Origin of the sequence: Aquimarina spongiae (assembly GCF_900141785.1) — a bacterium.
GTDB lineage: Bacteria > Bacteroidota > Bacteroidia > Flavobacteriales > Flavobacteriaceae > Aquimarina > Aquimarina spongiae.
Genome location: NZ_FQYP01000008.1, coordinates 210,442 through 230,107, shown reverse-complemented (window position 1 = coordinate 230,107; position 19,666 = coordinate 210,442). Strand labels below are relative to the sequence as shown.

Here is a 19,666-nt window from a genome sequence, read left to right as displayed (position 1 = left end):
TCAATAAACTCTATGAGAACTAATTTTCTACAATTCATACTGTTTTTGGGTACCGTAATTGTAAGCGCACAAGCTGATCAGGTATCAGTGGTTACCGATAATAGTGGGATCAAGTTGGTAGTCAACGGAAAAGATTTCATGGTCAATGGGGTAAACTGGGATTATGTTCCCATTGGTACCACCATTACTGACCCGGGAATATGGGCAAAATCCGACGACATTATTAAAGCTGCGATCGATGGCGAAATGACCCTTTTGAAGAATATGGGGGTTAATGCCATACGTACGTATAATCTTAAGCCCAAATGGATCAAGTATATCTATGAAAATTATGGGATTTATACTATGCTCAATATCACTTTTGGAGCGTATGGACTTACCATAAACGGTGCTTGGGTACCACAAACAGACTATGCGGACCCGGATACAAGGAAGGTGTTAATGGAAGAGGCCAGAACTATGGCTAACACCTACAAAAACACGCCAGGGTTGTTACTCTATATGATAGGGAACGAAAATAATTATCACCTGTCTTGGACTGGTGCAGAAACCGAAGACATACCTATCAATGATACTAGTGCAGGAATCAAATTGGCCGCCCGGGCATTGTACAAAGCATTTAATGATGCGGCAAAAGAAGTAAAATCAATAGACCAATCACATCCCATCGCAATTTGTAATGGAGATCTATTATATGCGGATATTGTAAGAGAAGAATGCACCGATATTGATATTTATGGTACGAATATGTACCGTGGGATATCTTTTGGAGATGCTTTTCAACGTGTAAAAGACGAACTTGGATTACCTATTCTTTTTGCAGAGTTTGGAGGAGATGCTTTCAATGCTAGGGATAACCAAGAAGATCAATACTCTCAGGCATATTACAATCTAGGGAATTGGAAAGAAATTTATGAAAACGCCGCCGGGCTCGGAAGAGCAGAAAACTCCATAGGAGGGTTTACCTTTCAATTTAGTGATGGATGGTGGAAATATAAGCAAACCGAAAATTTGGATGTGCATGACAATGCCGCTTCATGGTCCAATGGGGGATATAGCAGAGATCAGGAAAAAAGCGACGATAATAATATGAATGAAGAATGGTTTGGGATCTGTGCCAAAGGGCCAACCAACGAAAGAGGACTCTACGAATTATATCCCCGTGCAGCATATTACGCACTAAAAGAGGCGCATCGATTGAATCCATACGACGATGGAATGACCTTGGATTTTGTAATTAATTATTTCAATAATATTCAAATCACTGATGCGGTGCTTAGAGCTCGTGGCGATAAAGCCGCCCTCGAATCCAAAAGAGGCGGAAAAATAAGGTTGAGCCAGCTTCGAGCCGAATTCACAACATTTAATACTGGGGGGGAATTAATCACAACTCCAGAAAATGAAGATCCAAATGCAAATGTATTTCCAAATCAATTGGGTTTTGATCATATGGAATCCTATTACATAGGTGTAGAAGGAAGACCTTCTCCTAGTATGCGAGCCAATATTAATTTTAATATCCTGGGGAATGTCGCCGAGAACCCTATTAATGAATTGTTTTATGAAAGTGTAGGTAGACCAGTTGTGGTGCAAGGTGTAGAAGGAGGGAATGACCTGGATGTTGAGATAGAAGATTTTAATAGGCTTCGAGTGTATAATGCTGAATACGAATGGAACACAAAAATTGCAGATATAAAGGGATTCTACAGAACAGGGCATTATCATTGGGGATATGAAGGTGATTTTTTTGGCTTATATCCCGAGGCGAACTACGGTCCTAATCTAGATATCTATAATGGTGAAATTTTGGGAATGGAGATCGATGGTAAAGGAGATCTAAACGGGTTAAAAGCCGCATTTGGACCTCAAATATGGTGGGGAGCTAATCCAACAGCATTGCTTAAGTATACTACCAAGATCAAAGACTTCGATATTACAGGTATTTACCACAGAGATTTTGAAACCGATGTAGAATTGGATGAAAATGGTCGCCGTATCCTGGATGCTAATCAGGTACGAAGTGGTGTAATTCCGCCTTGGCCTACAGAGCGAGCTACACTAGTGGTAGAGAAAGACTTTGGTGCATTTGGAGTGACACTGGGAGGAATATGGGCAGGTAGCCCACTAAATGATATTACATATCAAGATGTAAGAGGCGAACCAGGGAATTATGTAGTATATCAGGATAAAGTAAATAGTGACGACAATTGGGGGGCTAAAGCAAGGGTTACTTATTCAAAAGGAAAATTTAATTGGTACGCGCTAGGGGGTGTCACAGGATTGGTCGCTAATGGGGGAGTCGATCAAACACAATCATTTGCCGGATGGAAACTGAAAGATAATGGGAGCGGAAATCAAAATAGTTTTTTAACAGGGTTTACCTATACCATAGGAGACTGGCAAATAGCGCCTAACTTTTTATGGCAAGAACCATTAGTAGATGCCATCCCCAATGATGTTGGCGGAGCAGGAAGATTAAGAAATATACTTGTCGATCCTTTCGTAGTTAGAGCCAACAGAAAAACGACAGCGGGAGAAATATTATTTACCTATGATCCAACCCCTGGTTCATGGTTTTATCAATGGGATAGTGATAGGTCCGAAGATGCCAAACTTGCATTTAATTTAGGATTTGTGTACTGGCATCTGCCAACAACAATGGATGCACATATCGGTTTTTTAGCAGATCGTACCATATTTGCGTTTCCTAATTCTGTGCCCGCTAAAGATTTATGGGAAGTAAATTCCCGTATCGTATCCAAAATGAATCCAGACTTGGCGTTAGTAGCCAACTTGTTTGCTGGTAAGGGGCAATCTAACGGGAGTGACCCCAGAGCCATTGATAGAATTGGGGGAGATATTCGAGTGATCTACAAAAAATGGAAGTTTCAACATACGTTTCAAATAAACGATTGGGGACCTTATGATTATCATAAGGATTTCAATCTAACCTATCCAGTGCAATTAATGTTGGATATATCTACATCTATAGGGAAGCCGGACTGGTTTATTTTACCGAACACCAGAATAGGGGTTCGAGGTACATGGCGTTCATTAGATGAATTTTCTCCTAGGTATTCACCAACAGCGGTTCCACCAGGCACTTTTCCACCAGTACCCGTATTAAGTCCGGTCGGATTTGATGATGGTAATGAATGGGAGATAAGAACGTATTTACACATTAACATAGGAAAATAATACAATGAAAATGAAGAATAGAAAACATATAAACGTGAAAACCATATTCTCTTTGACATTGGTTTTAATACTACTATCGAGCTGCGAGAGAGAACTCTCAGACGAAGCAGTCTTTGCAACTTTTCCAAATACTGCCGAAATTTACACAGATAGTCCGGTAGGTTTAACAGACGAATTTTTTAGATCATTTGACCCCGCACTTGGTGCTAATCCTGAAGCCTTTGGTACAGATGATAATGTGGCTTTTGAAGGGAATTCTTCGATAAGAATTGATGTGCCAGCTCCAAATGATCCTAATGGAAATTTTGTGGGCGGTATATTTCTGGATAGAGGAGAAGGAAGGAATTTAACAGAATACACGGCTTTAACCTTTTGGGCCCGGGCCTCTATCACTGCCAGTATAGGTTTAGTGGGTTTTGGGACAGATTTTGAAGAAAACAAATTTGCAGTCGAGCGACGAAACATTCCACTATCAACAGATTGGCGAAAATACATTGTACCAATTCCAGATCCTTCAAAACTGGTACAAGAGAAAGGAATGTTTGTTTTTTCTGCAGGAGGCTTAGATATCATCGATTCAGAACCTAACGGAAACGAGATTGGTTTTACCTTTTGGATGGATGAATTACGGTTTGAAAACTTAAGTACAATAGCTCAATTAAGGCCTGCTATATTTTCTGGAGAAGATTTGACAGAGCAGGGGTTTACGGGAACCATCCTACCAGTGGTTGGTTTAGAAGCCACATTTAATGCACCTAGTGGTGAAAATATTACCGTTTTACCAGCACCTCGTTACTTTGATTTTTCGTCATCCGACACAAACGTAGCTTTTGTTAACGAACTCGGGTTGATTGAAATTGTTGGTGAAGGTACCACAACCATCACAGGGCAACTTGACGGGGTTTTGGCCCAAGGATCTTTGAACTTAGAAGTACTTGGCAGTTTTGTAGGTGCAGAAACACCTCCGGTTAGAGATCCGGGAGATGTAATATCCATATTTAGTGATGCCTATACTAGTGTTACTAATTTGAACTTCGCAATATTCAATGATCCAAATGTACAGGTCCAAACCCAAAGCTTTAATGGGGATCAGATTGTTACTTATGATAATTTAGGTTTTGTAGGATTAGGTTGGGATGGTACAAATGACGTATCAGGGATGACTCACCTGCATGTAGATGTACAGCTGACTAGTTCTACCAATCCTGCACTTACAGTTGAATTAATCGACTTTGGAGCAGATAACGCAGATGGTGGAGGAGACGATACGGGAGGAGGATTTGTTGTACCCAGTTCAGACCTAACAGAAGGAACATGGGTAGGAATAGACATACCTATTAATGCTTTTACCCAAGCAACAGGTGGTGGGTTTTCAGGCTCTCCTAATTTGAATAACATCGCAAGAGTTGCTTTTATATCAAATGGGAGCTCTTTTATAATCGATAATATATACTTCTACAGAGAATAAAAAATTGAAAAATGAATAAGAGTTTAAATAAAATAATTGGATTTCTATTTGTTTCCAGTCTTTGTATTACAGGCTGTGGGGCCGATGATACTCAAACAGTTGCTACATTCACTAGTTTGGTAGCAGAAGATAATTTTGATGTAGATGGGCAAATCGATACCTCTTTTTGGAATTTTGATATTGGCGATGGCTCAGAACAAGGAATTCCCGGATGGGGAAATAATGAGTTACAATTCTATACAGATAGAACTGAAAATGTCACGGTAGAGAATGGTTTTTTATTAATCACTGCTCGCCAGGAAGATTTTAATGGAGCGCAATACACTTCTGCAAGATTACAGACCCAAGGAAAAATTCAACAGCAGTATGGTCGTTTTGAGGCACGGATACGTCTGCCTTTTGGTAAAGGCATGTGGCCAGCTTTTTGGTTGTTAGGGGATGATAGTGATGGCAACATCTGGCCTCAGATAGGCGAGATAGATATCATGGAAAATACGGGGGATGCCCCGACAGAAATATTCGGTACTGTTCACGGACCCGGGTACTCTGGCGCAAATTCTATATCTAAGACGTATACCTTTCAGGATAGCCGAGTGGATACCGACTTTCATATTTATGGGATAGAATGGGGACCAGACTATATCAACTATTATGTAGATGATGTGTTGTATTACCAAATGACTCCCAAAGTTTTGGCAGAAGAGACTAATGGAGAGGGAGAATGGGTATTCAACGATAGGCCGTTTTACATCATTTTAAACCTGGCTGTTGGGGGCAACTTGCCAGGGCCACCCAATGCAGAAACTGTATTCCCTCAAACCATGGTCGTCGACTATGTTCGCGTATATGAAAATATAGAAACTAATTCAACCAATTAAGAAGAAATGATGAAACGAGCCATAGCGTATCGTGTTGACTCACAAAGAAATGAGTATACGGCAAGTTTCATATAACCTCTAAAACAATAATATCACTCATGAAACAATTAATAACAAGAACCGGGATAATTTATCTTTTGGTAATAACAGTTGCCTTTTTAGGATGTGAAGATGATGATGATAGCAATTTACCACAAGTTGTAGCAAGCTTTGCGCAAACTATAAATGGAGATACAGGAAGAGTATCTTTTATCAACCTCTCAGAAAATGCAGATAGTTATACCTGGGATTTTGGAGATGGTACGACTTCTACAGAGATCAATCCTGTAAAAACATATCCTACGGGTAATTACACCGTAATATTAACTGCAAAAAATGGAGCAGGAGCAGAAGGTACTTTTGAAGATGAAATTCGTATTAACATTCCTCTTCCAATTACGTTTCCGGTTAATTTTGATGATGCTAATGTAAATTATGAAGTAAGTGTATTTAATGGAGCTACATTTGCGATTGTAGAAAACCCAGATCCTACGGGAGCTAACGCCAGTACTTCAAATGTGGGGCAAATCACAAATAGCGGAGCTGCTTTTGAAGGTTTCTTCTTTAATTTGGGTGATCCATTAGATTTAGCAGAACAAAAATCAGTACGAGTGCTTTTTTGGTCAGATACTCCAGTAGATGTTTTACTAAAACTAGAGGAAGGTACCGGAGCCGATGTAGAGGTTGCTGCTAGTCATGGAGGAACAGGTTGGGAAGTAATCTACTTTACTTTCGATTCTCCAGATGCTTTTTCAAGATTCACCTTATTTGTGGATGGTCCAGGTACCACAGCAGGCACATTTTATATAGATGATATCTCACAAATTAATACTGCAGATATCCCTTGTACAGACACTTTATTAGAAATACCAATAGATTTTGATTGTGAAGGGATTGATTATGCAACCAAGATCATAGGAAATGTATCATTTACAGTAGTAGACAATCCACAGTTATCAGGAATAAACAGCGATCCTACTATGGTAGGGCAAATTACAAATGCAGGAGTAAACTGGGAGAATGCTTTCTTTAATTTGGATACAGCTATCGACTTTGCTATGGATAAAGGAGTAAGACTGAAATTATACTCAGATCAGGCCTTACCTATTTTATTGAAATTTGAAGATGGTACCGAGGCACCGGTTGAAAATGTGCAAAACCACAGTGGTTCTGGATGGGAAGAATTGACTTTCACCCTTAATTCTTCGGGATCGTATAATGACATGGTGATTTTTGTAGATGGTCCGGGTACAGCAACAGGAACATTCTTTGTAGACGATATCGAGCAGGTTTCGGTAATGGTTCCAGATCCATGTACTCCAGAGACCACTCAATCTTTGGATGCTGCGGATTTTAACCTAACCTTCCAAACAGATCCAACAGCTAGCATAGCTTCTTTTGATGCAGGTCTGTCCTTTGTCGATAATCCAGATTTTGACAATGCAGTGAATACTTCTTGTAAAGTAGGGCAAATCGATAGATCGGGAGCAGCACTATTTGCCAACAATCAAATTGATTTTGATGCCAAGTTTGATTTTAATGCGAATGGAGGATTTAAGATGAAAGTATGGTCTCCTAATGTAGGAACCAATGTACTGGTCAAATTAGAGGATAAAACCAATGCTGTAATAAATGTAGAGGTAGCAGCTGCCACGAGTGTAGCTAGTGCCTGGGAGGAGTTAACCTTTAATTTTGATAGTGGAGAAAGCGGTAAATACGATAAAATCATATTGTTCTTTGAGTTGAATACCAACACCGAGGAAACCTATTTTATAGATGATTTCAGACTCTTTAGCGCTGGCGGAACAGGAGTTGGATGCACAGGAGGACCAACAATGGATGTGACTTCTTTCCCTGTTGACTTTGAAAACTGTGAAGGGTTTAATGTTTCTTTTGGGGCTAATCAATCCAGAGAAATTGTAGATAATCCAGTTTCAGGAGGGATCAATACTTCTGATAAGGTGTATCAGTTTATTAAATTAACAGGTGCAGATGGGTTTGGAGGTTTTCAAAATATTTTCAACACTGGGAGTTTTACAAACAATTCGACGATTACCTTCAAAATTTATTCAACACAACCTAATCAAGAAGTACGTTTAGAGATTGTGGCTATTCCTAATCCAGGGGGTATCGGTAATCCTGCACCTTATACTCAGACACTAGCAACGGCAAATGATTGGGTAGAAATGTCTTTTGATTTGTCTGCGAATCCCTTTCCTAATTCATCAGACGAAACGGTATATACGATGTTGGTGGTAAAACCAGGAAACGTTGATCCCGGTACCACACCGGCAGATGTCACTTTTTATTTAGACGATTTCAATATCACACCAAACTAATATTCTAACCAATCAAATCTACGGGGTCGAGGATTAGGTTACTTGGCCCTGTTTGAACCAAAATAACAACCTTCTAACTTTAATTAAAAATGGTAAAAGATTCCGTATTAACACCGGGAACAAGGCAAGATAAAGAGATAAAGCTCGAATCGGTCACTATACAAAACGAACAATTTTATAGAATTTCGAATAGTGATCTTATGCGCCCCTTTTTTATGAGTATCGTTAGTGATGCCAATCACTGGATGTTTATATCCAGCAATGGGGGATTATCTGCGGGGAGAAAAAATTCAGACCATGCTATTTTTCCATACTATACTGATGATAAGATTACCGAGTCGTATGATATGACAGGTAGTAAAAGCATTTTTAGAATTAAAAAAGAAGGGAAATTATCAATATGGGAACCATTTTCTGAGCGCTATTCAGGGACCTATCAATATTCTAGAAATATCTATAAAAATACCTATGGGAATAAGATTCTATTCGAAGAAATAAATCACGATTTAAAACTGACTTATAGGTATATGTGGAATTCTAGTAATGCCTATGGATTTGTTAGAAAAAGCAGCTTAATAAACAATTCGGATTCTGAAATTCAAATAGAAATATTAGATGGCTTGCAAAATATTATGCCACATGGCGTGAATACTGATATACAGGCAATACGAAGTAATTTGGTAGATGCTTATAAAAGGCACCAACTCTTACACCAAAGTGGATTAGGAATTTATACGCTTAGTGCAATCATTGTAGATCGTGCTGAACCTAGCGAAGCTTTAAAAGCAAATACCGTCTGGTCAAAAGGTCTTGAGAATTGCAAATATCTACTTTCATCACTTCAGCTCAATCGCTATAGAAATGGATTAAACATAGATCAGGAGGTCGATATTAAAGCTGAAAAAGGAGCTTATTTTGTAAACGCTGAAATTACCATAGCGTCCAGAGGTAGCAAAGATTGGATGGTAGTTGCTAATGTAAATCAAGGGCCATCACAGGTCGTCGAAATTTCGGAAACTGTTGCCGCCGATAGTGAGATCATCCAAAAAGTAAATAATGATATAGCATTGGGCACATCGCGATTAATACAACTTACCTCGGCATCAGATGGGTTTCAATTAACTGCAGATAAGAAAGGCAATGCCAGGCACTATGCTAATACCTTATTTAATATTATGAGAGGTGGCATTTTTGATGCGAATTATGTCATCGAAAAATGGGATTTTACCAATTATCTCACTCAAGCTAACCGAAAGGCTTATCAAAACAATGAGGACTTGTTGAAAAATTTCCCGGATACGTTTACACTTTTCGATCTCAGGGAAGCTGCTTATCAGAATGAAGATAAAAATTTCAGAAGGCTTGCTTTAGAGTATATGCCACTTAAGTTTAGTAGGCGACATGGAGATCCAAGCAGGCCTTGGAACAAGTTTTCAATAAATACCCAAAGCGAGATAGATGGATCTAAAATTTTGGATTACGAAGGGAATTGGAGAGATATTTTCCAAAACTGGGAAGCCTTGGCACACGCCTATCCAGAATTTGTAGAAAGTATGATTCACAAATTTCTAAATGCCAGTACGTTTGATGGTTATAATCCTTATAGGATTACCAAAGGAGGGATCGATTGGGAGGTGATCGAAGAGCATGATCCGTGGTCGTATATCGGATATTGGGGAGATCATCAAATCATCTATTTGCTGAAGTTTTTAGAGTTTTTTCAGGACCATTATCCAGAACGATTACAACCGTTTCTCAACAAGGATAGATTTGTGTATGCCAATGTACCTTATAAAATTAAACCGTACGATGACCTCTTAGCACATCCAAAAGATACTATTGTTTTTGACTATGATCTTGATAAAAAAATACGCGAGGAAAGAGACCTGCTAGGAGCCGATGGAGCGTTGTTAAAAGATCAAAATGGCACAATTTATCAGGTGAATTTTATAGAAAAGCTATTGGCTACTACTTTGGCTAAGCTATCTAATTTTATTCCGGAGGCAGGTATCTGGTTAAACACACAACGACCAGAATGGAATGATGCTAATAATGCTTTGGTGGGAAATGGAGTTTCGATGGTTACTCTGTGTTATTTACGACGTTTCTTGGTCTTTTTCAAAAAGTTATTATCCAATTCAAAAATTGAGGGGACGGCCGTTTCTGAAGAACTGATGATTTTCTTTGTTCAGGTTACTCGAACATTAGAAGATCACCAACATGTGCTTTCAGGAAAAATAAGTGACAAAGACCGAAAACTTATTTTAGATGGTCTTGGTGTAGCTGCAAGTGATTACAGATTGTGCATTTATGAGCAATCATTTTCAGGTCGAAAAGAGAATATTTTACGAGATGATTTAGAGGGGTTTGTCAATATAAGTCTTTTGTATATAGAGCATTCTATCGTGGCAAATAAGAGAGACGATAATATGTATCATGCTTACAATTTGATGACCGTTAAAAATGATGAAGAAATATCCATTTCTTATTTGAGCGAAATGCTAGAGGGGCAGGTAGCAGTATTAAGTTCGGGATATTTATCTTCAGTTGAAGCCCTTCAACTGTTGGATGGTTTAAAGAATAGTCAATTGTTTAGATCAGACCAGTACAGTTATTTATTATACCCTAATAAAGAACTACCAACATTTACCGAAAAAAACATCATTCCAAAAGAGAAAGCAGAAAGCTCGTCTTTACTTCAACGTTTGCTTACTGACGGTAATACCCAAATTATTGAGCAAGATATGCTGGGGAACTATCACTTCAATGGAAATTTTAATAATGCAGATAGTTTAAAAAATGAATTGAATAGTCTTTCAATATCATATAAAGAGCTGGCTCAAAACGATCGAGAATTAGTTCTGGAGATTTTTGAAGAAGTATTTAATCACAAAGCGTTTACAGGTCGATCAGGAACTTTTTATGGATATGAAGGATTAGGATCAATTTATTGGCATATGGTTTCGAAACTGTTATTAGCAGTACAGGAATGTTGCTTAAAAACGATACGTAATCAAGAGTCTAATGAAATTATAGGCAGATTACTAGAGCATTATTACGAAATCAATGAGGGTATTGGTGTTCATAAATCCCCAGAGTTGTATGGGGCTTTTCCAACAGATCCTTACTCGCATACTCCAGCAGGTAAAGGAGCACAACAACCAGGAATGACTGGCCAGGTAAAAGAGGATATTTTAAGTCGTTTAGGAGAACTAGGTGTGTTTGTTGAAAATGGGAGGCTACGATTTAACCCATGTTTGTTACGAGCAGAAGAATTTCTAAAACACCCAAAATCATTTTATTATATCGATGTAATCCAAAAGGAAAAAACATTGCAATTGTATCGACATGAACTGGTATTCACCTATTGTCAGGTACCGATTGTGTATTCTTTAGCTGCAGAAAACTGCTTGGATATCACCTATCGCGATGGTTCCATCTCTTCTACTCCGGGTCTAAAATTGGACACCACAACAACACAAAAATTGTTTAAGAGAACCGGGGAAATTGAAAGTATAAAAGTAAATCTTGAGAAAACGATTTTAAAATAATAATAGATGATACAAAGACATTACATAGTACAATCACTGGTATTGCTGTTACTGATGTTGTCTTGTAACCAAGAACAAAAAACAAAACAACCTATGCATTCCCCAAAAGGCATTACCGCAAAAGACATTTTAGGCAACCCAGACTACCTGGCAATATCCTATGGAGGGTATCGCAAATCATCGAGAGCTTTTCAACCCACCATACCTCAGCTGAAAGAAGATTTGAGGATCCTACATGCGATGAATATAAAAGTACTAAGAACCTATAATGTGCAATTGGCGCAGGCTTCAAATTTGTTGAAAGCAATACAGCAGTTAAAGCAAGAAGACAAAACTTTTGAAATGTATGTGATGCTGGGAGCATGGATCGATTGCAAAAATGCCTGGACAGATCAAAAACCTGATCATACCGTAGAGAGTATACATAACGAAGGTGAAATACAAAGAGCGGTAGCCTTGGCTAATCAATATCCGGATATTGTAAAAATCATTGCAGTGGGTAATGAAGCCATGATCAGATGGGCGACCAGCTACTATGTGCCACCAAAAGTGATCTTAAAATGGGTCAACTATTTACAAAACTTGAAAAAGGAAGGTAAACTACATAAAGACCTTTGGATTACCTCTTCAGATGATTTTGCCTCCTGGGGAGGAGGTGAAGACAGCTATCATGTAAAGGATTTAGAAGATCTGATCAAAGCCGTGGATTATATATCCATGCACACATATCCTTATCACAATACGCATTATAACCCAGATTTTTGGGGAGTTGATGTAGAAGAAGAAGGCCTTTCTTCTGAAGAAAAATTAGAAGCTAGCATGCAAAGAGCCTTAAAATTTGCGCAAAAGCAATATAAGACAGTTTCAGAATATGTGGCTAGTCTAGGAGTAGAAAAACCTATTCACATTGGAGAGACCGGATGGGCAACAGTGTCTAACGGTCACTACGGACCCAATGGTTCCAAAGCCACCGACGAGTTTAAAGAAGCCCTGTACTATAGGTATATGAGAGAATGGACCAATAAAGCAGGAATCTCATGTTTTTACTTCGAAGCTTTTGATGAACCCTGGAAAGATGCTCAAAATCATAAAGGTTCGGAAAATCATTTCGGATTAATTACTGTAGATGGCAAAGCAAAATACGCCCTTTGGGAACAGGTAGACAAGGGCGTTTTTGATGGGTTAACTAGAGGTGGAAACCCAATCACTAAAACCTATCACGGAGATATTGATGAAATGATGAAAGATGTAGAATTACCTGCGGTAAAAGAGATAATGACTGTTGGTTTTTAAAAAATGAGAAAAGAGATTTATAGTATACTAGCAATTGTTTTGATCATGAGCGCATGTACAGATAAAGACATTCTTGAGGTAGCAGTGTACGAAACTTCTGCAAGCGGTAATCAACTGAAGAAAATAGAGGAGTTCCCATCTTCTGTATCCAAAGACCGTATCCTATTGAATCCTGAAAAAAGTTATCAGACGATTACAGGTTTTGGAGGTGCTTTTACAGAAGCTTCGGCATATTTACTCAATAAGTTGAGTAAAGAAAATAGAGCCAAAATTATGGAGGCTTATTTCGGGAAAGAAGGAGCAAACTATTCGCTTACGCGAACACATATCAACTCTTGTGATTTTTCACTTAGTCAATACTCATATGCGCCAACAGAAGATAAAGAACTCAAAGATTTTTCGGTCGATGAAGATTTGGATGATTTGATTCCTATGATAAAAGAGGCGATGACCGTTTCTGAAGAGGGTTTCAAAATTTTTGCCTCACCCTGGACAGCACCTCCCTGGATGAAAGACAACAAACATTGGGTAGGAGGAAAATTATTACCAGAATACTATGATACCTGGGCATTGTTTTTTTCAAAATATATAGATGCGTATCACGAACAAGGAATTCCTATTTGGGGACTTACTGTAGAAAATGAACCTCATGGTAATGGAGACAATTGGGAAAGCATGCATTTTACTCCAGAAGAGATGACAGATTTTGTACAAAATCACTTAGGACCAAAATTAGAAAAAGAAGGTAAAGGCGGAATCAAAATCCTGGGATATGACCAAAATAGAGAAGGGTTGAAAGAATGGGTTGATGTAATGTATGAGAACAAAGCCTCGTCGAGATATTATCACGGTACTGCGATTCATTGGTATGAGAGCACTTATGATTATTTCCCAGAAGCGCTGCAATATGCACATAAAAAAGCACCAAATAAATATTTGATCCAAACCGAGGCTTGCGTAGATGCCGAAGTGCCCCACTGGCGAGATGATGCATGGTACTGGTCCAAAGAAGCTACCGATTGGGGTTGGGATTGGGCTCCCGAAGATAAGAAGCATCTGCACCCCAAATATGTACCTGTGTATCGGTATGCAAGAGATATTATAGGTTGTCTAAACAATTGGGTAGATGGATGGGTAGATTGGAATATGGTTCTGGACCGACAAGGAGGTCCTAATTGGTTCAAAAATTGGTGTGTTGCTCCGGTAATTGTAGACCCGGATACCGATGAGGTATACTTTACGCCTTTGTACTATACGATGGTGCATTTTAGTAAATACATTCGCCCTGAAGCCAAAATCATTGAAGTGAACCACTCAGACTCAGAAATCATGGTAACCGCTGCCAAAAATCTTAATGGATCTATTACCGTAATAGTGTTCAATCCTACAGCAAAATCAAAACAGTTTTCATTGATTCTCGATGAAAAATCAAAAGATATTTCTATTAACGCACAGGCTATTCAAACAATAGTAATTAAAACTTAGAACGATGTCAAATATTAAAACTGCCGCAAAAGATAAAGTCCCTGTAGGTCAAAAAGCCGCTTTTGGCGCGGGCCATCTCATCAATAATTTAATTCCGGGAATACTTGGGGTTTTTGTCGTTATTCTCAAATCCCCCGAGGGTTTTGCAATGAACACGATTTTGGCGGGTTTAATTGTAGGAATTCCTCGTTTGTTTGATGCGATTACCGATCCGGTGATGGGGTATATTTCGGATAATACCAGCTCAAAATATGGTAGAAGAAGGCCCTATATTTTCTTGGGGGCGATATTTACAGGTGTAATTTTTGCGGTTTTGTGGCAAGTACATGATGTAAATCCTGAAATGTACAACTTTTGGTATTTACTATGTTTCTCTATCCTTTTGATTTTTGGAAATACTATTTTCTCTACTCCATTAATAGCATTAGGATATGAAATGACATCAGATTACAATGAGCGAACCCGACTCATGAGTTTTGCCAATACTATTGGTCAAATTGCCTGGATGTTGGTTCCTTTTTTATATGTGTTGATTCCCGATAAAAACCTGTTCGATTCGCAACCAGAAGGGGTACGAAAAATAGCATTGATATCTGGAATTGTTATCGTAGCTCTAGGGATTTTACCAGCGCTGTTTTGTAGAGGTATCGATGCTAGCAAAATGAAAGGAAGAGAGGAAATCACGCTAAAAAGTATCTGGAGTAGTATGGGTAAAATATTCAAAGGGATCAAACTGGTATTCAAAAATGCTCCTTTTGTAAAATTGTGTTTGGCTACCTTTTTGGTATTTAATGGTTTTCAAATTGTAGCAGAGTTTGGAGTGTTTATTATCAATTTCTACATGTTTGACGGAGATTGGGGGGCTTCAAAATGGTGGGTAGCACTTTTCCCGGCGGTAACTGCTGCATATACAGCCTTTGTCGCTATTCCCATCATTAACTTGATGGCAAATAAATATGGTAAGCGCAAAGCATTTATCATTGCTACGGCCATTTCTATTATTGGATATCTCCTAAAATGGTGGGGCTTCAATCCCGAAAACCCTTATATGATTTTCTTACCGATCCCATTGATGGCATTTGGTATGGGGTGCTTGTTTACGTTAATGATGTCCATGACAGCCGATGTATGTGATTTGGATGAGTTAGAAAATGGAATGCCTAGAAAAGAGGGAACCTTTGGAGCTATCTACTGGTGGATGATAAAAGTAGGACAAGGATTAGCATTGGTGTTTTCAGGGATTATTCTTAGTCTATTAGGATATGATCCAACAGCATCAACACAAACTGCGGAAGCGCTAACAGGAATGCGTATTACAGATATCGCGTTACCAGCTATTACTGCAGGACTAGCGATTTGGGTAATGTGGAAATATAGTTTGACCGAAGATAGAGCAAGAGCAATTAAGGCAGAATTGGTAGAACGTAGAGGAGAGTTATAATTTTTAAATAGAAAATGTACAATCATGTCAATTAGAACTGAGAAATTTTTAGCATTAGCATCCATAGATTATGTAGGGAAGAGTGTAGAAGACCTGCAAGAGATGTTCAGAGAGTTTTTGGCAGAAGGCATGTATGGATTGTGTTTTAGTCCTTATGTAGAAGGCCAACAACCAGGAGATCAATTATCTGAAACACAGATAAGACGACGTATGGAAATCATTGCTCCACATACCAAATGGGTACGGTCTTTTTCTACTACAGAAGGAAATGAGCTAATTCCAAAAATTGCGAAAGAATACGGAATTAAAACCCTGGTGGGAGCATGGTTAGGAGACGATGATGCTATCAACCAAAAAGAAGTAGCGAATCTTATTGCATTGCATGAAGAAGGATGTATTGATATTGCCGCAGTGGGAAATGAAGTATTATATCGAGGGGATTTAACAGAACAGCAGTTATTGGACTTTATTCATCAGGCCAAATCAAAAATAAAAGATATCCCGGTTGGGTATGTGGATGCCTATTATGAGTTTGTAGATCATCCCAGAATTAGTGAAGCTTGTGATGTTATTTTGGCCAATTGTTACCCATTTTGGGAAGGCTGTGATCTGGATTATTCATTATTGTATATGAAAGATATGTACCAAAGAGCGCTACGAGCAGGAAATGGAAAAAAAGTAATCATTTCTGAAACAGGTTGGCCAAGTAAAGGAACAAATCTGGAGGGAGCTTTCCCATCACACGAAAATGCAATTAAGTATTTTATCAATACCCAAAAATGGGCGAATGAAGAAGGAATCGAATTATTTTATTTTTCTTCTTTTGACGAATCCTGGAAAGTAGGTGCAGAAGGCGATGTAGGAGCGTACTGGGGGATTTGGGATAAAAATGAAAAGATGAAGTTTTAAGCTTAAACCGAGTAATACATCAAGATTTCCACTGGAGCAAGTGTATATTTTATTCATTAAGTTGTTTGTGCTATAATTTTACTTTTTTTAAAAAAACTTGTAAGGTTTACTTTTTTTTACCTACTTTTATACTGTAATTAAAAAAATTACAGTAATGATTAAAACCAAATTTTCCATAGCAATACATATCATGACCCTATTAGCCATGTATAAGGAAGATTGGATGAACTCCATATTGATTGCTGAAAGTTTGAATATCAATCCTGTATTGGTAAGAAAAGAAATCGCAGCCTTAAAGGCGGGAGGACTGGTAGAGAGCAAAGAAGGAAAAAACGGGGGAGTTAAATTGTTGATAGATGCCAATAAAATTCGACTATCTGATATTTTCAAAATCGCTAAAGGTACCGATACGGTATTATCCCCTTTAAAAAATAAACCGAACCCAAACTGTAGAGTAGGAAAACAGATTAATTCTAAAATGGATACGATCTTGGAAGATATCGATACGGCAATTAGTAAAGAACTAGAGAAGCAAACTTTGGAAGAGTTTATGAATCAATTCTAAAAAATTTTACTTTAAACTGTAATAAAAAAAGTTACAATATAATGAAAACAAGAAACAACACCATCATCATTGACGGGATAGAACTGTTTTACCGAGAAGCAGGTAATCCAAATAACGAAACCATTCTGTTATTGCATGGTTTTCCTTCTTCTTCACATATGTATAGAGAAGTTATAGATTTACTAACAGAAGATTATCATCTGATTGCTCCTGACTATCCAGGGTTTGGGTTAAGTGAAGCTCCATCCATAAAGGATTATGAGTATACTTTTGATAATATCACTAGTACGATGGAGAGGTTTATTGAAGCACTTGAACTATCTTCTTTTTACCTAATGATGCAAGATTATGGTGGGCCTATAGGCTTACGGATCGCTTCAAAAAGACCTGATTGGATCAAAGGATTGATTATTCAAAACGCGAATGCCTATCTGGAAGGTTTGGGAGTATGGGCCCAGAAGATTGGGAAATTTCAACAGGAAAATGACTTAGTGGGACTTACCAACTTCAAAGATTATTTAATGTCACCAGATGGTATAAAAGAACAATACCTTCACGAACATATCGAAGAGGATAAGATAGATCCAACGTCTTATCTTACAGATATTGCTTTTATGCAACGTAGCGGGATTCATGAAAAACAAACAGCATTGTTTACCAATTACGGAACCAACTTTCCAAAATATGCAGATTGGCAATCGTACTTCAAGACACATCAACCCAAAACACTGATTGTTTGGGGAATCCATGACAAATTTTTTAGTAAAGAAGGTGCAGAAGCATATTCCAAAGATCTGGAAAATCCTCAGATCCATCTTTTCGAAGGAGGGCATTTTATGCTGGAAGAATACCCACAAGAAGTAGCAAAGCTTATCAAGAATTTTATCAAATAATATATAAACTTAAAATTATTTTACAATGAAAATTACAATCGTTGGAGCCGGAGGGAACATCGGCCAAAGAATCACCAGAGAAGCAGCAAATAGAGCACACGAGTTGAATTTGATCACATCAAAACAAGTATCAGATTTTCAACTAGAGAATACCCAAAACGTACAAACAAGTCGTGTAGATATTTTTAATACAGACGATTTGGCACAAGCCTTTAGTGGTAGTGATGTTGTGATTAGTTCCTACGCACCTCCGCATGATAATAATGATCAACTTATTGAGGCCTCAAAATCTCTGGTTCAAGCTGCAAAGAAAGCAGGAACACGATTGATTGTTGTAGGAGGAGCGGGAAGCTTGAATGTAGCTGAAGATCTATTGCTGATCGATGCTCCCAATTTTCCATCAGAATATAAATCGATAGCGCAGGCACATCTTACTACTCTGCAAGAGGTTTATCGACCAGAAACTGAGCTGAATTGGACCAATGTATCTCCATCTGCATACATTTTTGAAGGAGAGCGCACCGGGAACTTTAGAATTGCAGAAGATACTTTGATTAGTAATGAAAAAGGGGAAAGTGCCATTTCGATGGAGGATTTTGCCGTGGCAATATTGGATGAGGTGAATGCATCCAAATTTCTAAAGAAAAGATTCACAGTCGGATATTAAGAACTTATTAAGGTCTTTCAAATAAATATAACCTAGATAGTATGAATCAGCCAATTATTTCAAAATTAAGGATATACCCTATCAAATCTTTGGGTTTTCTAGAAGTTGAAGAAGCCGAGATCGGTATGCATTCGTTAAAAAATGATAGGATTTTTGCCATGATTGACGAAGATGGGCGATATATTAACGGCAAAAGAACCAGCCTTGTAAATCAACTAAAAACTACCTACGATCTTGAAGAAGGAATGGTGTATTTTACCGAAAAAACAACCAAAGATCCTATTGGATTCGAGCTAAGAGAAGAGAATACCGATTTGAACAACTATCTAAGCGATTTCTTTGATATCAAGCTTCAATTGATACAAGACGAGCAAGGAAGGTTAATGGACATTCCTTTTGAGAGTAGCGTAACAATAGTAAGCGAAGCTTCGTTACAGTATTTGCAAAAGGATTTGGATCGATATTCTCTGGAAAATATGCGTCTTAGATTTCGTTCTAATATCGAACTCTCAGGAGTCGAAGCTTTTTGGGAAGAACAGCTGTATGTACAACCAGGAGTTGGGGTAAGATTCCAAATGGGAGATGTAGAAATGATTGGGATCAGTCCAAGAGCGAGATGTAATGTACCCCCACAATCTCCTGTCGATGGAGAAATGGATTTCCGATTTGCCAAAAACATGATGGAGAGCCGAAGTAAGCATGTGGACTCTATTGATAATGTGCTTCAATATGGCAAAAGCCCTTACTTTTTAACGATCAACGTGTTTGTTCCAAAAACAGAACAAGGAAAAAAAATAAATCTTAATGATCCGATTAAAAACCTGGAATCGGTGCAATTGAGAGCTTAATTTCGTTTTTTATTTATAGTGCTATCTAACCCATAGCATCATAACAAGAACCCGGCAGAGATGTCGGGTTTTTATGAATAGAGATGTGAAGA

General features: G+C 38.2%; 13 protein-coding genes. All 13 read left to right on the top strand.

Features of this window, described 5'->3' with window-relative positions:
• Nucleotides 1–12: 12 nt before the first annotated feature.
• The 13 genes from BUE24_RS18375 to BUE24_RS18315 all read left to right on the top strand — a co-directional run bounded on the left by BUE24_RS18375 (nucleotide 13) and on the right by BUE24_RS18315 (nucleotide 19,574).
• On the top strand, nucleotides 13–3,198 hold the full coding sequence (locus BUE24_RS18375) for a glycoside hydrolase family 2 TIM barrel-domain containing protein (protein WP_073319276.1): 3,186 nt from the start codon (nucleotides 13–15) through the stop codon (nucleotides 3,196–3,198).
• A gap of 10 nt (nucleotides 3,199–3,208) precedes the next feature.
• Entirely contained in the window at nucleotides 3,209–4,666 is a 1,458-nt protein-coding gene (locus tag BUE24_RS18370) for a hypothetical protein (protein WP_073319589.1), read from the top strand.
• Between the two features lie 11 nt (nucleotides 4,667–4,677).
• Nucleotides 4,678–5,544: a glycoside hydrolase family 16 protein gene (locus BUE24_RS18365; protein ID WP_073319273.1), complete on the top strand. Its 867-nt coding sequence runs from the start codon at nucleotides 4,678–4,680 to the stop codon at nucleotides 5,542–5,544.
• 98 nt (nucleotides 5,545–5,642) lie between these two features.
• Nucleotides 5,643–7,922 (top strand): PKD domain-containing protein, encoded by a 2,280-nt coding sequence (locus BUE24_RS18360; protein ID WP_073319270.1) that lies wholly within the window; start codon nucleotides 5,643–5,645, stop codon nucleotides 7,920–7,922.
• Between the two features lie 89 nt (nucleotides 7,923–8,011).
• Nucleotides 8,012–11,473, top strand: a complete 3,462-nt coding sequence (locus tag BUE24_RS18355) for a hypothetical protein (RefSeq protein ID WP_073319268.1) — start codon at nucleotides 8,012–8,014, stop codon at nucleotides 11,471–11,473.
• 6 nt (nucleotides 11,474–11,479) lie between these two features.
• Entirely contained in the window at nucleotides 11,480–12,766 is a 1,287-nt protein-coding gene (locus BUE24_RS18350) for a glycosyl hydrolase family 17 protein (RefSeq protein ID WP_073319237.1), read from the top strand.
• Nucleotides 12,767–12,811: 45 nt separating this feature from the next.
• Nucleotides 12,812–14,251: a glycoside hydrolase family 30 protein gene (locus tag BUE24_RS18345; protein ID WP_425290169.1), complete on the top strand. Its 1,440-nt coding sequence runs from the start codon at nucleotides 12,812–12,814 to the stop codon at nucleotides 14,249–14,251.
• A 4-nt stretch (nucleotides 14,252–14,255) separates the two neighbouring features.
• Complete coding sequence (locus BUE24_RS24280; protein WP_073319231.1) at nucleotides 14,256–15,692, top strand: MFS transporter; 1,437 nt, start codon at nucleotides 14,256–14,258, stop codon at nucleotides 15,690–15,692.
• 24 nt (nucleotides 15,693–15,716) lie between these two features.
• Nucleotides 15,717–16,601: a glycoside hydrolase family 17 protein gene (locus BUE24_RS24275; RefSeq protein ID WP_073319229.1), complete on the top strand. Its 885-nt coding sequence runs from the start codon at nucleotides 15,717–15,719 to the stop codon at nucleotides 16,599–16,601.
• A 154-nt stretch (nucleotides 16,602–16,755) separates the two neighbouring features.
• Nucleotides 16,756–17,166, top strand: a complete 411-nt coding sequence (locus BUE24_RS18330) for an Rrf2 family transcriptional regulator (protein WP_073319226.1) — start codon at nucleotides 16,756–16,758, stop codon at nucleotides 17,164–17,166.
• A 41-nt stretch (nucleotides 17,167–17,207) separates the two neighbouring features.
• Nucleotides 17,208–18,059 carry an alpha/beta fold hydrolase gene (locus BUE24_RS18325; RefSeq protein ID WP_073319223.1) on the top strand — a complete coding sequence of 284 codons (852 nt, stop codon included), beginning with the start codon at nucleotides 17,208–17,210 and terminating at the stop codon, nucleotides 18,057–18,059.
• Between the two features lie 25 nt (nucleotides 18,060–18,084).
• Entirely contained in the window at nucleotides 18,085–18,726 is a 642-nt protein-coding gene (locus BUE24_RS18320; RefSeq protein WP_073319220.1) for an NAD(P)-dependent oxidoreductase, read from the top strand.
• Between the two features lie 41 nt (nucleotides 18,727–18,767).
• Nucleotides 18,768–19,574, top strand: coding sequence for an MOSC domain-containing protein (locus tag BUE24_RS18315; protein ID WP_073319217.1), 807 nt, complete (start codon nucleotides 18,768–18,770; stop codon nucleotides 19,572–19,574).
• Nucleotides 19,575–19,666: the final 92 nt, after the last annotated feature.

Excerpts from the sequence above, each read along its gene's own strand:
- BUE24_RS18355 (WP_073319268.1), top strand. The coding sequence starts at position 8,012 with ATGGTAAAAGATTCCGTATTAACACCGGGAACAAGGCAAGATAAAGAG.
- BUE24_RS18350 (WP_073319237.1), top strand. The coding sequence starts at position 11,480 with ATGATACAAAGACATTACATAGTACAATCACTGGTATTGCTGTTACTG.
- BUE24_RS18330 (WP_073319226.1), top strand. The coding sequence starts at position 16,756 with ATGATTAAAACCAAATTTTCCATAGCAATACATATCATGACCCTATTA.
- BUE24_RS18315 (WP_073319217.1), top strand. The coding sequence starts at position 18,768 with ATGAATCAGCCAATTATTTCAAAATTAAGGATATACCCTATCAAATCT.
- BUE24_RS18325 (WP_073319223.1), top strand. The coding sequence starts at position 17,208 with ATGAAAACAAGAAACAACACCATCATCATTGACGGGATAGAACTGTTT.
- BUE24_RS18375 (WP_073319276.1), top strand. The coding sequence starts at position 13 with ATGAGAACTAATTTTCTACAATTCATACTGTTTTTGGGTACCGTAATT.
- BUE24_RS18370 (WP_073319589.1), top strand. The coding sequence starts at position 3,209 with ATGAAGAATAGAAAACATATAAACGTGAAAACCATATTCTCTTTGACA.
- BUE24_RS18365 (WP_073319273.1), top strand. The coding sequence starts at position 4,678 with ATGAATAAGAGTTTAAATAAAATAATTGGATTTCTATTTGTTTCCAGT.
- BUE24_RS24280 (WP_073319231.1), top strand. The coding sequence starts at position 14,256 with ATGTCAAATATTAAAACTGCCGCAAAAGATAAAGTCCCTGTAGGTCAA.
- BUE24_RS24275 (WP_073319229.1), top strand. The coding sequence starts at position 15,717 with ATGTCAATTAGAACTGAGAAATTTTTAGCATTAGCATCCATAGATTAT.
- BUE24_RS18320 (WP_073319220.1), top strand. The coding sequence starts at position 18,085 with ATGAAAATTACAATCGTTGGAGCCGGAGGGAACATCGGCCAAAGAATC.
- BUE24_RS18345 (WP_425290169.1), top strand. The coding sequence starts at position 12,812 with ATGAGCGCATGTACAGATAAAGACATTCTTGAGGTAGCAGTGTACGAA.
- BUE24_RS18360 (WP_073319270.1), top strand. The coding sequence starts at position 5,643 with ATGAAACAATTAATAACAAGAACCGGGATAATTTATCTTTTGGTAATA.